Origin of the sequence: Pseudomonas sp. TH04, assembly GCF_016651355.1 — a bacterium.
GTDB lineage: Bacteria > Pseudomonadota > Gammaproteobacteria > Pseudomonadales > Pseudomonadaceae > Aquipseudomonas > Aquipseudomonas fluorescens.
The window spans coordinates 5,886,288-5,899,004 of record NZ_JAEKEA010000001.1 but is presented as its reverse complement, the minus strand read 5'-3'; the positions used below and the strand labels follow the sequence as shown (position 1 = coordinate 5,899,004).

General features: G+C 59.7%; 11 protein-coding genes. 9 read left to right on the top strand and 2 right to left on the bottom strand.

From position 1 onward, the window contains the following. Window positions 1-81: 81 nt before the first annotated feature. The gene (locus JFT85_RS26625) at window positions 82-1,569 is read right to left on the bottom strand and encodes an NCS1 family nucleobase:cation symporter-1 (protein WP_069551755.1); all 1,488 of its coding nucleotides are present in this window, start codon (window positions 1,567-1,569) and stop codon (window positions 82-84) included. A gap of 602 nt (window positions 1,570-2,171) precedes the next feature. Here JFT85_RS26625 and hydA point away from each other — a divergent pair. The 3 genes from hydA to preA all read left to right on the top strand — a co-directional run bounded on the left by hydA (window position 2,172) and on the right by preA (window position 6,330). Then, on the top strand, window positions 2,172-3,611 hold the full coding sequence (hydA, locus tag JFT85_RS26620) for a dihydropyrimidinase (protein WP_053256962.1): 1,440 nt from the start codon (window positions 2,172-2,174) through the stop codon (window positions 3,609-3,611). 77 nt (window positions 3,612-3,688) lie between these two features. Beyond that, on the top strand, window positions 3,689-5,056 hold the full coding sequence (locus tag JFT85_RS26615) for an NAD(P)-dependent oxidoreductase (RefSeq protein ID WP_053256963.1): 1,368 nt from the start codon (window positions 3,689-3,691) through the stop codon (window positions 5,054-5,056). Next, window positions 5,056-6,330 (top strand): NAD-dependent dihydropyrimidine dehydrogenase subunit PreA, encoded by a 1,275-nt coding sequence (gene preA, locus JFT85_RS26610; RefSeq protein ID WP_201230720.1) that lies wholly within the window; start codon window positions 5,056-5,058, stop codon window positions 6,328-6,330. Before JFT85_RS26615 ends, preA begins: the two co-directional genes overlap by 1 nt. Before the next feature lie 121 nt (window positions 6,331-6,451). On the opposite strand, the gene JFT85_RS26605 is transcribed toward preA, so the two are convergent. Next, complete coding sequence (locus JFT85_RS26605; RefSeq protein ID WP_053256965.1) at window positions 6,452-7,072, bottom strand: TetR/AcrR family transcriptional regulator; 621 nt, start codon at window positions 7,070-7,072, stop codon at window positions 6,452-6,454. A gap of 361 nt (window positions 7,073-7,433) precedes the next feature. Here JFT85_RS26605 and JFT85_RS26600 point away from each other — a divergent pair, with 361 nt between their 5' ends. From JFT85_RS26600 to JFT85_RS26575, 6 genes are all read left to right on the top strand, one after another. Then, window positions 7,434-8,297, top strand: coding sequence for a sensor domain-containing diguanylate cyclase (locus tag JFT85_RS26600; RefSeq protein ID WP_201230719.1), 864 nt, complete (start codon window positions 7,434-7,436; stop codon window positions 8,295-8,297). A gap of 158 nt (window positions 8,298-8,455) precedes the next feature. Beyond that, window positions 8,456-8,923, top strand: a complete 468-nt coding sequence (locus JFT85_RS26595; protein WP_201230718.1) for an acetyltransferase — start codon at window positions 8,456-8,458, stop codon at window positions 8,921-8,923. Beyond that, entirely contained in the window at window positions 8,917-9,282 is a 366-nt protein-coding gene (gene copC, locus JFT85_RS26590) for a copper homeostasis periplasmic binding protein CopC (RefSeq protein ID WP_201230717.1), read from the top strand. Before JFT85_RS26595 ends, copC begins: the two co-directional genes overlap by 7 nt. A gap of 3 nt (window positions 9,283-9,285) precedes the next feature. After that, window positions 9,286-10,143 carry a copper homeostasis membrane protein CopD gene (copD, locus tag JFT85_RS26585; RefSeq protein ID WP_169875246.1) on the top strand — a complete coding sequence of 286 codons (858 nt, stop codon included), beginning with the start codon at window positions 9,286-9,288 and terminating at the stop codon, window positions 10,141-10,143. A 269-nt stretch (window positions 10,144-10,412) separates the two neighbouring features. Beyond that, window positions 10,413-11,675, top strand: a complete 1,263-nt coding sequence (locus JFT85_RS26580) for an OprD family porin (protein ID WP_201230715.1) — start codon at window positions 10,413-10,415, stop codon at window positions 11,673-11,675. A gap of 194 nt (window positions 11,676-11,869) precedes the next feature. Then, window positions 11,870-12,694: an NAD-dependent epimerase/dehydratase family protein gene (locus tag JFT85_RS26575; RefSeq protein ID WP_201230713.1), complete on the top strand. Its 825-nt coding sequence runs from the start codon at window positions 11,870-11,872 to the stop codon at window positions 12,692-12,694. Window positions 12,695-12,717 lie beyond the last annotated feature (23 nt).

Here is a 12,717-nt window from a genome sequence, read left to right as displayed (position 1 = left end):
TCTGTCAGCGACTGATGCGCTGACTGACTCAACGCTTTCGCGAGCACGCCCGCGCCCACAGTTGGCTTGCCTTTCAATCTTTTATAACGGCGTTTTCAGCGCCAACGGGCTGGCTCTGCGCTTGGCATTCAGGCCGTAATACAGCAAGCCGCCCAACGCCGAACCGGTGAACCAGCCGTAGCTGTAGAACCAGCTGAAGGCATCACTGCCCAGCGACAACAGGGTCAGCACCACCGGCACGCCGAAGGCGACAAAGCCACTCCAGTTCCACGCAGGATAAACGTCATCGCGGTACAGGCCGGCCAGGTCCAACTGCTGTTTGCGTGTGATGAAGTAGTCCACCACCATGATCCCGGCAATCGGCCCCAACAGGCTTGAGTAACCCAGCAACCAGTTGGAATAGACCGTTTCCAGGCTCACATCCGAAACGATCAGCCCGAGTTTTTTCAGCAACTCATGCCCCATCAACACCAGACCGACCAGGCCGGTGAGGATGACCGCCGTGGTGCGGTTGATCAGCTTGGGCGCGATGTTCTGGAAGTCGTTGGTGGGCGAGACGATGTTGGCTGCGGTGTTGGTGGACAAGGTGGCGATGATGATCAGCAGCATGGCAATGGCCACCCACACCGGGCTCTGGATATGCCCGATCAGGGTCACCGGATCAGAGACGCTGACGCCCACCAGTTTCACCGACGCGGCAGTCATGATCACGCCGAGGGCGGCGAACAGGAACATGGTCAGCGGCAGCCCGAAAATCTGCCCGAGAATCTGGTCTTTCTGGCTTTTGGCGTAGCGGCTGAAGTCGGGAATATTCAGCGACAAGGTGGCCCAGAAGCCCACCATCGCAGTAAGCCCCGCCATGAAGTAACCGGTCAGACTCGCGCCTTCAGGCCGTTTGGGGGGAATCGCCATCAGCTCGCTGAGCGATACATTCGGCATTGCCCACACCAGCAGGCCAATCCCCACCGCCACCAACAACGGCGCCGACAGGGTTTCCAGGCGCTTGATCGACTCGGCGCCGCGCAGCACCACCCACAAATTCAAGGTCCAGAAAATCATGAAGCCGATCACTTCACCGGTGCCGCCAAGGGCTTTCCAACCCTCGAAAATCGAGCCCAGAAACAGGTGAATCGCCAACCCGCCAAACATCGTCTGGATGCCAAACCAGCCACACGCCACCAGCGCCCGAATCAAACACGGCACGTTGGAACCGAGAATGCCAAAGGAAGAACGCAGCAATACCGGAAACGGAATGCCGTACTTGGTGCCGGGAAACGCGTTAAGGGTGAGCGGAATCAGCACCACGATATTGGCCAGCAGGATCGCCATCAACGCCTCGCCCACCGACAAACCGAAGTACGCGGTCAATACCCCGCCGAGGGTGTAGGTGGGCACGCAGATCGACATGCCGACCCACAGCGCGGTGATGTGCCATTTGTTCCAGGTGCGTTCGTGCACCTTCGTCGGTGCCATGTCGTGGTTGTAGCGAGGGCTGTCGAGGACGTCGGGGCCGGCGTCGAGTTCGTACAGGCCGTTGCGCTCAATGACTTGCGATCTGTTCTGTTGCATGGCCGCTCCACGGTTTTTTCGAATTATTGTTGCTCACCCCCACGCTGAGTGCGGGGTGGCCGGAGTACCTCGTAAACAACATGACATCACGGGACCGGCCAGCCGCCACTGCACTCAATAACCGTGCCGACAACCGCCACTTAACCCGCACCGCTTATATAACCTGCTGATGTTTATCAGCTTTATTTCTTTATCCGATTGGCCCCTCGGTACTGTCCGCGCCACTCAGGCTAACTAACGCGGAAGTTGTCCGACGCCGCGGGACTCAATCTGGTGCAACACAATTATTTTTATTTCCCGCCCCCGTCAAGAGGCATCTCTCAAGCGTCTGATTTGCAATAAGAAATGTTGCTCAAATTGATAACCTGTCAAGTGCGTCAAAATGGTGAGAGGTCGCTACATTTTGGTGATATTTGTTTTTTATCCTTAATAATCAATACTTTAAACATGCTATATGCTTATAAAAAATCTTCTTGCTCATTATAAAAACTCGGGCTAGTTTCTATTCCTGTCATCGATGACAGGTTTTGAATAGCCATCGGCACGCAGCACTACAACACTTAGAACTGGCACCAGCCGGTCAAGCCTGTGAGGAACTCGACATGTCGCTGTTGATCCGTGGCGCCACCGTTATTACCCATGATGAACGTTACCGCGCCGATGTTTTATGCGCAGGCGGTCTAATTCGCGCGATTGGCACAGGTCTGGATGTTCCCGCCGGCACTGAAGTGCTCGACGGCAGCGGCCAATACCTGATGCCCGGCGGCATCGACCCCCACACCCATATGCAATTGCCCTTCATGGGCACCGTTGCCAGTGAAGACTTTTTCAGCGGCACCGCAGCAGGCCTTGCCGGGGGCACGACGTCGATCATCGACTTTGTGATTCCCAACCCGCAGCAGTCCTTGATGGAAGCCTTTCACCAGTGGCGCGGCTGGGCAGAAAAATCCGCCTCCGACTACGGCTTTCACGTGGCGATCACATGGTGGAGCGAACAAGTGCGTGAGGAGATGGCCGAGCTGGTCAGCCACCACGGCATCAACAGCTTCAAGCATTTCATGGCCTACAAGAACGCGATCATGGCGGCTGACGACACGCTGGTCGCCAGCTTCGAACGCTGCCTGGAGTTGGGCGCAGTGCCCACCGTGCATGCGGAAAACGGCGAACTGGTGTATCACCTGCAACGCAAGTTGATGGCCCAGGGCATCACCGGGCCGGAAGCGCATCCGCTGTCGCGCCCGTCGCAGGTGGAAGGTGAGGCGGCCAGCCGTGCGATCCGCATCGCCGAGACAATTGGTACGCCGCTGTACCTGGTGCACGTGTCAACCAAGGAAGCCCTGGACGAAATCACCTATGCCCGTGGCAAGGGCCAGCCGGTGTACGGCGAAGTGCTAGCCGGCCACTTGCTGCTGGACGACAGTGTCTACCAGCACCCCGACTGGCACACCGCTGCCGGTTATGTGATGAGCCCGCCGTTCCGCCCGCGCGGGCACCAGGAAGCGCTGTGGCACGGCCTGCAATCGGGCAACCTGCACACCACCGCCACCGACCACTGCTGCTTTTGCGCTGAGCAAAAAGCCGCAGGGCGTGATGACTTCAGCAAGATCCCCAACGGCACCGCCGGTATCGAAGACCGCATGGCGCTGCTGTGGCACGAAGGCGTGAACACCGGGCGGTTGTCGATGCAGGAGTTCGTTGCGCTGACGTCGACCAATACCGCGAAGATCTTCAATCTGTACCCGCGCAAAGGCGCGATCCGCGTGGGCGCCGATGCAGACCTGGTGCTGTGGGATCCCGAGGGCACGCGCACGATTTCGGCCAAGACCCACCACCAGAAAGTCGACTTCAACATCTTCGAAGGCAAGACCGTGCGCGGCGTGCCGAGCCACACCATCAGCCAGGGCAAGCTGGTCTGGGCCGATGGCGACCTGCGCGCCGAACGCGGTGCCGGGCGATATGTTGAACGCCCCGCGTACCCATCGGTGTTTGAGCAGTTGAGCAAGCGGGCGGAGCATTCCAGGCCCACTGCCGTGAAACGCTGATACCGCCAATCGGCGCCAGCACAGGCAACAAAGATGCCCGCTAGAGGCAATCCAAAAGAAACCGTGAGGCCAAAACCGTGATCCAGACCCTGACCCACCTCCCCCATCCCCATGAAGATGGGGCGACACTCGCCAGCCATTTCACCGACCTGGCGCCGCCGCTCAACGCCCGCCAGGCCCAACTGGAAGCCTCGCGCTGCCTGTATTGCTACGACGCGCCGTGCGTGAATGCGTGCCCCAGCGAGATCGATATCCCGTCGTTCATCCGCAATATCCACACCGAAAACGTGCAAGGCGCGGCGCAGAAAATCCTCTCGGCGAATATCCTCGGCGGCAGTTGCGCACGTGTTTGCCCCACCGAAATCCTGTGCCAGCAAGCCTGCGTGCGTAACAACGCCGAAGAATGCGCGCCGGTGTTGATCGGCCTGCTGCAACGTTACGCCATCGACAATGCGCACTTCAGCGAACACCCGTTCCAACGCGCTGCGCCGACCGGCAAACGCATCGCCGTGGTCGGCGCCGGACCAGCGGGTTTGGCCTGTGCCCATCGCGCCGCTTTGCACGGTCACGACGTGGTGATATTCGAAGCGCGCGAGAAGGCCGGTGGCCTGAATGAATACGGGATCGCCAAATACAAACTGGTCGATGACTTCGCCCAGAAGGAGCTGGAGTTCCTCTTGCAGATCGGCGGCATCGAGATCCGCCACGGTCAGCGCCTGGGCGACAACCTCACCTTGAGCGAACTGCACCAGCAATTCGATTCGGTATTCCTTGGCCTGGGCCTCGCCGCCAGCAAACAGCTCGGTTTACCCCACGAGGACGCCCCCGGACTGCTTGCCGCCACCGACTATATTCGCGAACTGCGCCAGGCCGACGACCTCTCGCAACTGCCTCTGGCCGACCGCTGTATCGTGCTCGGCGCGGGCAATACCGCCATCGACATGGCCGTGCAAATGGCCCGTCTCGGTGCGCGTGACGTGAACCTGGTGTACCGCCGTGGCCTTGCCGACATGGGCGCCACCCAGCATGAACAGGACATTGCCAAAGCCAATCAGGTACGGCTGCTGACCTGGGCCCAGCCCGAAGAGGTCTTGCTCGATGATCAGGGCCACGTACGCGGCATGCGTTTCGCCCGTACACGCATGGAAAACGGGCGACTGCACGCCACTGGCGAGACCTTCGAGCTGGCCGCCGACGCGATCTTCAAAGCCATCGGGCAAGGTTTCGATAACGCCGCACTGCACGACCCACTGGCCCAGCAACTGCACCGTGTGGGCGAAAGAATCTTCGTCGACGAACACCTGCGCACCAGCATTCCCGGGGTATACGCCGGCGGCGATTGCGTCAGCCTCGGCCAGGACCTCACGGTACAAGCAGTGCAACACGGCAAGCTGGCCGCCGAAGCCATGCACGCCCAACTCATGCTGAATGTGGAGGCTGCGTAATGGCCGATCTCTCGATTGTGTTCGCCGGTATCAAAGCCCCCAACCCGTTCTGGCTGGCCTCCGCGCCGCCCACCGACAAGGCCTACAACGTGGTCCGCGCGTTCGAAGCGGGCTGGGGCGGCGTGGTGTGGAAAACCCTCGGTGAAGACCCGGCGGCGGTCAACGTGTCGTCGCGCTACTCGGCGCACTACGGCGCCAACCGTGAAGTGCTGGGCATCAACAATATCGAGCTGATCACCGACCGCTCACTGGAGATCAACCTGCGGGAAATCACCCAGGTCAAAAAGGACTGGCCCGACCGCGCCCTGATCGTGTCGTTGATGGTGCCCTGCGTCGAAGAATCCTGGAAAGCTATCCTGCCGTTGGTGGAGGCCACCGGCTGCGACGGCATTGAGCTCAACTTCGGCTGCCCCCATGGCATGCCCGAACGCGGCATGGGCGCGGCGGTCGGCCAAGTCCCGGAGTATGTGGAACAGGTGACGCGTTGGTGCAAGACGTATTGCTCGCTGCCGGTGATCGTCAAGCTCACGCCGAATATCACCGACATTCGCGTGGCGGCACGCGCGGCGTATCGCGGGGGCGCGGATGCAGTGTCGTTGATCAACACCATCAACTCCATCACCAGTGTCGACCTTGAGCGCATGGTCGCCCTGCCCACGGTCGGCAGCCAAAGTACCCATGGCGGTTATTGCGGCTCGGCGGTGAAGCCGATCGCCTTGAACATGGTCGCGGAAATCGCTCGTGACCCACAGACCCAGGGCCTGCCTATCTGCGGGATTGGCGGCATCGGCAACTGGCGTGACGCGGCGGAATTCGTCGCCCTGGGGTGCGGCGCAGTGCAGGTGTGCACGGCGGCGATGCTGCATGGGTTTCGAATTGTCGAGGAGATGAAGGATGGCCTGTCGCGGTGGATGGACACCCAAGGCTACAAAAGCTTGCAGGAATTTTCCGGGCGGGCGGTGGGCAATACCACGGACTGGAAGTACCTGGACATCAACTACCAGGTGATTGCGAAGATTGACCAGGCCGCGTGCATTGGCTGCGGACGTTGCCATATTGCCTGTGAGGACACGTCGCACCAGGCCATCGCCAGTTTGAAACAGGCGGATGGCACGCACAAATACGAAGTCATTGACGATGAGTGCGTAGGCTGCAATTTGTGCCAGATCACCTGCCCGGTGGCCGATTGCATTGAGATGGTGCCGATAGAGACGGGGAAACCGTTTTTGAATTGGACCCAGGACCCGCGTAATCCTTACCGGGAGGCGGTGTAGCTGCTTGGACCACCCTCGCGAGCAAGCCCGCTCCCACCTTCGACTGCACTGCTTCAGACAAAACGCGGTCAACGGTGGGAGCGGGCATGCTCGCGAAGGGCCCTAAGCCTCACCCCACCTCTTAAGGCTCCAACCCAATCCCCCGTAGAATCACCCCCGTCACCGTCTGGATCGCCTTCTCAAACTGCATATCCGACAACGGCTGGTGATCATTCAAAATCTTCACCTGGTGATCAAAGTCCGCATAGTGCTGGGTCGACGCCCAAATCATATACAGCAAGCTCGACGGCTCCACTGGCAGGATGCGTTTGTCCTCCACCCATTGGCGAATTTTCGCTTCCTTCATCTTGGCCCAGTCGTACAGGCTTTCGTCCAGCGCCTCACCCAGTGTCGGCGCGCCGTGGATGATTTCATTGGCCCAGACTTTCGAGCCATACGGCCGCGTGCGCGAGCGCTGCATCTTGGCGCGGATGTAGCTGCTGAGCACCACCCGTGGGTCATCGAAGGTTTCGAAGCTCAGGGCATCCTGCTTCCACAACTCCAGCAGGTCGAACAGCACCGCGCTGTACAGCTCGCTCTTGGTGGTGAAGTAGTAATGCAGGTTGGAGCGCGGCAACTGCACTTCTTCGGCGATGTCAGCCATGGCGGTGCTGCCATAGCCTTTCTCAGCGAAGATTTTCTCCGCTGCCAGCAGAATTTTTTCGACGTTGACCCGACGAATGCCGATCTTGTGATTGCCCATAAATGCTGGAAGCCCACTCACTGTTAGATGCAATTGACCTTCGACACATCAACCCCCTGTCGCGCCTGCTTTGCGCCGTGCCCACGCACGTGGGGGCTGCGCGCGCCATAGCGTGCTGCAGGGACATCGGGTGATGAATCTTCAGATTCCAACGCCCTCCATCACATCACGAACCGCCACATTAGGCTACTCGCCGTCATGATATGCCGAGCAGATTGCTCGTCTGCACTGCGCTGGCGCAGGCCTTTGAGCGCCGTTGATCGACAGATCAGGCACAGCACCTGAAAGTCTGCAGGATTCCCCGGCAACGTCCGTCGTGATCGGGCTATTATCGGCGCATCTGAACCGGACGCCCCGACCTATGGCCGTTGACCTGCAAGCCCTCTATCCAAAATTGATACACCTGATGCTGGACACGGTGTTCGTGGTCGACAGCGACAACCTGATCGTCTTTGTGAGTGATGCCTGTGAAGCGCTGCTCGGTTACCGCGCCGACGAGCTGACCGGCACACTCATCACCGACTACATGCACCCGGAGGACCTGGCGCGCACGCGGGCCTCAATCATGCGGGTGATGAATGGCAAGCCTCACGTCGATTTCCGCAACCGCTATATCCGCAAGGATGGCAACGCCGTACACATCCTGTGGGCGGCGTTCTGGTCCGAAGAAGTCGGTGCGCGGATCGGCGTTGCCAGGGACGTAACCGCCCTCACCCAGGCCGAGGAAGAATTACGTTTCCTCGCCCATCATGATCCGCTGACGGCCCTCACCAACCGCTCGCTGTTCAACGCCGGGCTGGATTCGGCCCTGCAAGCCGCACAGCGCCACAACACGACGCTGGCGTTGCTGTTTCTGGACGTTAATGACTTTAAGGGCATCAACGATGGGCATGGGCATGCCGTGGGCGATCGGCTGCTCTGCGTGATCGCCCGCCGGCTGGAGCGCTGTGTGCGCGAGAGCGACCTGGTGGCTCGGATGGGCGGCGATGAATTCACCGTGCTGCTGACGGATATGCAGTCGCAGGAAGCGGTGTACGGGATAGTGGCGCAAATACTCGCGGTCATGGCCGAACCGTTGGGCGCCGAGTTTGACCGGGTCAAAATGCCGTCTTGCAGCGTGGGCGTGGCGTTTTATCCCGCGGACGGTGAGGACGCCGACACGCTGCTGAGCCACGCCGACAGTGATATGTACCGGATAAAACGGCAGCGAATTACTGTTAAGTGACGCGCTTTTCGCTGGTCAATCTCGCCGACAACACCAGGGCTTGGGGACTGCCACCGGCTCTAGACCGAGGCGACAGGGCATAATGAAACTTCATACGCGAACCTTCCCCCCCAAAAACGGATTGGTTAGGATCGCGATCCCCATGAAGGATCATTGCAATGACTATTCGACCTCGTGTGGCCGCCGACGACACAGTGCTGGGAGCGCTGTGGGAGCGCTCGGTACGGGCCACCCATGACTTCCTCCCCGAGGATGACATCCAGCGTTTGCTGCCCCTGGTCCGTGACACCTACCTGCCGATGCCCGCACTTGATGTATGGGTGTTCGAAGACAGTCAAGGCCTCGCCGGTTTTATCGCCACCGGCGGGCATAACGTGGAAATGCTGTTTATCGACCCCGACCGCCGTGGCCAGGGTATCGGCCGGCAATTGCTCGAGCATGCCCGCGCACGCCATGACACGCTCACGGTCGATGTTAATGAACAAAACTCGCAAGCCGTGGGTTTCTACCTGCACTATGGTTTTATCCAGGTCGCGCGCTCGCCGCTGGATGGCGAAGGCAAACCCTTTCCCCTGCTGCATATGGCATTACCAAAGCCCTCCACTGAAGGTACTGAACAATGTTGATCAAGAAAGCCCTGACCACCGTCACCCTGCTCGCTTCTCTGCTGGGCGCCTCGGCGGCATTTGCCCATGCCCACCTGAAAAGCCAAACACCCGCCGCCGACAGCACTGTCGTAGCGCCCGCTGACGTGCGCCTGACCTTCAGCGAAGGCGTCGAAGCGACCTTCACCAAGGTGTCGCTGAGCAAGGACGGCACCGAAGTTGCGATCAAAGGCCTGGAAACGCCGGACGCCGACAAGAAAACCCTGGTGGTCACGCCAGCCGCACCGCTGGCTCCCGGCACCTACAAAGTGGTGTGGAACGCCGTGTCGGTCGACACCCACAAGAGCAACGGTGAATACAGCTTCAAGGTCGGCCAATAACCCATGGCGACCCTGCTGGTGCTGTGTCGCTTCCTGCATTTCATCGTCGTGCTGTTGATGTTCGGGGCCTGCGTGTTCAGGCCCTGGCTCTTGGGCGCTGAACCGCAGCCGACACTGGACCGGCAACTGCTGCGCATCCACCGTGCCTTGGCAGGCCTGGGGCTGGGCTCCGGGGTGGCCTGGTTGCTGTTAATCACCGCCAGCATGGCCGGCAGTTGGGAGGCGGCCCTGCAACCGGCAACCGTGCAATTGGTGCTGGGCAAAACCTTTTTCGGCCAGGTGTGGGTCTGGCATTTATTGCTCAACCTGCTGCTGGTCATCGTGCTGATCAAACCCTGGCCGCTGTTGCGCCTGCCGTTGAGCGCACTGCTGCTGGCGACGCTGGCCCCCGTTGGCCATGGCGCCATGCTCAATGGGCTGAGCGGGCAATTGCTGATTCTGAATCAGGTGGTGCACCTGGTATGCGTCGGTGCCTGGCTCGGTGGGCTGTTGTTGCTGGTGTTGATCCTCAGGCAGTCGCCGACGCACGCACTGCAAGCCATCCTCAAACGCTTCAGCGGCGTGGGTTACGGCCTGGTCGCCGGCCTGCTGGTGACGGGTTTGATCAATGTGCGCGTGCTGACCGGGCAGCTATGGCCCACGCCGTTGTTCACCGGCTTTGCGCTGATTCTGTTGATCAAAGTGCTGCTGGTGCTGGGCATGTTGGCGCTGGCGCTGCTGAACCGACTACGCATCGAGCATGGCGAGCAACGGCTGGGCAGTCTGAAAGCCAGCGTGATGCTGGAATGGCTGTTAGGCGTTTGTGCAGTCGCCGCTGTTTCCCTCCTTGGCACCCTTCCTCCGATGGTGATGGCCGGCTGAGTTCACCGCACGTTCAAGTCCCACTCGATGACCTGCGGGCGCGGGCTTGCTCGCAAATGTGGCAGATCAGGCCATACACCTGGCGATGGCTACGCCGCTTTGGCGAGCAAACCCGTTCCCACACGGACGCGCCCAACTCAGAGCGTTCATGCATAGTCATCGTATAACTTCTGCTTGACACTCCCCGAAAACCTCGCAAATATCTCGCCAAATGTTGTACGACGACGTACGACAAATAATAAAAACAACAAACGAAACGGAGCCTCACTGTGAGTCAATTCGCCCGCCCTTTCTCTTCGCGTCTCGGTCTTATCGGCTTCAGCAGCCTGGCAGTCACCCTGCCCCTCAACGCCCAGGCCGACGGTTTTATCGATGACGCCACGGCCACACTTAACCTGCGCAACGCCTACTTCAACCGTAACTTCACCAACCCGACCTATCCTCAGGCCAAGGCAGAAGAGTGGACGCAGAACTTCATCCTCGATGCAAAATCCGGCTTCACCCAAGGCACCGTCGGTTTCGGGCTTGATGTGTTGGGCCTGTATTCGCAGAAGCTCGATGGCGGTAAAGGCACCGGGGGCACGCAACTGTTACCTATCGGCCGTGACGGGCACCCCGCCGACAATTTCGGACGCCTGGGCGTGGCGCTGAAAACCAGACTGTCGAAGACCGAATTGAAAGTCGGCGAATGGATGCCGGTGCTGCCGATCTTGCGCTCCGATGATGGCCGGTCCCTGCCCCAGACCTTTCGCGGGGGACAGGTTACCTCCAATGAAATCGCCGGGATGACCCTTTATGGCGGGCAGTTTCGCGGTAACAGCCCGCGTAACGATGCGAGCATGGAAGACATGTTCATGAACGGCAAAGCCGCGTTCACCTCCAACCGTTTCAATTTTGCCGGCGGCGAATACAGCTTCAACAACAAACGCACCCAAGTCGGCGTGTGGTACGCCGAACTGAGCGATATCTACCAGCAACAGTTTTTCAACCTGACGCACAGCCAGCCCATAGGCGACTGGACCCTGGGCGCCAACCTCGGTTACTTCAATGGCAAGGAAGACGGCAGCGCCCTGGCCGGTGACCTGAACAACAAGACCCTCTCCGCCTTGCTCTCGGCCCGATACAACGGCAACACCTTCTATGTGGGCGTGCAGAAACTGACCGGTGACAGCCTGTGGATGAGGGTTAATGGCACCAGCGGCGGCACCCTGGCCAACGACAGCTACAACTCCAGCTATGACAACGCCAGGGAAAAATCCTGGCAAGTGCGCCATGACTTCAACTTCGTGGTGCTCGGTATTCCCGGGCTGACCATGATGAACCGCTATATCAGCGGCAGTAACGTACACACCGGCGCGATCACGGATGGCAAGGAATGGGGGCGCGAATCGGAACTTGCCTACACCGTGCAAAGCGGTGCGTTGAAGAACCTGAACGTGCGCTGGAGGAACTCGACCCTGCGTCGGGATTTCAGCAACAATGAATTTGATGAGAATCGGCTCTTTATCAGCTACCCGATTTCCTTGTTGTAACTCGGTCAATGGGGGAGCTGGCTTGCCTGCGATAGCGGTGTATCAGTAACCGCACTATCAACTGACCGACCACCATCGCAAGCCAGCGCCCACAATGAGTCACTTGTCATCAGGAAGAACGTTGACAACGCAGGGAATGCAAAACGATACTTCCACCAAGTCATACGACAACCTACAACAATAATGGAACCCTCATGACCCCCCCTACAAACGTACCCGTTCCCTTCAACCGCCTGCTGCTCACCGGTGCCGCCGGCGGCCTGGGTAAAGTCTTGCGCGAACGCCTGCGCCCTTACGCCAAGGTGCTGCGCCTGTCGGACATCGCCGACATGGCCCCGGCCATCGATGCCGGCGAAGAAGTGCAGCCGTGCGACCTCGCCGATAAACAAGCGGTGCACCATTTGGTAGAAGGCGTCGACGCCATCCTGCATTTTGGCGGCGTCTCGGTAGAGCGTTCGTTCGAAGACGTGCTCGGCGCCAATATCTGCGGGATTTTCCATATCTATGAAGCCGCCCGCCGCCAGGGTGTGAAGCGCGTGATCTTCGCCAGTTCCAACCATGTGATCGGCTTCTACAAGCAAGGCGAAACCATCGACGCACACTCGCCGCGCCGCCCGGACAGCTACTACGGTTTGTCCAAGTCCTACGGTGAAGACATGGCGAGTTTCTACTTTGATCGCTATGGCATCGAGACCGTGAGCATCCGCATCGGCTCCTCATTCGCCGAGCCGCAAAACCGCCGGATGATGCACACCTGGCTGAGTTTCGATGACCTGACTCAACTGCTCGAACGCGCGCTGTACACACCGAACGTCGGCCACACCGTGGTCTATGGCATGTCGGATAACCTCGACACCTGGTGGGACAACCGCTACGCCGCGCACCTGGGTTATGCGCCCAAGGACACCTCCGAAGTGTTCCGGGCGCAGGTCGAAACGCTGCCACCCGTCGCTGCCGATGACCCGGCGAAACGCTATCAAGGCGGCGCATTCTGCGCGGCGGGACCGTTCGGTGACTGACCGCACAGCAACCCAAGGGAATG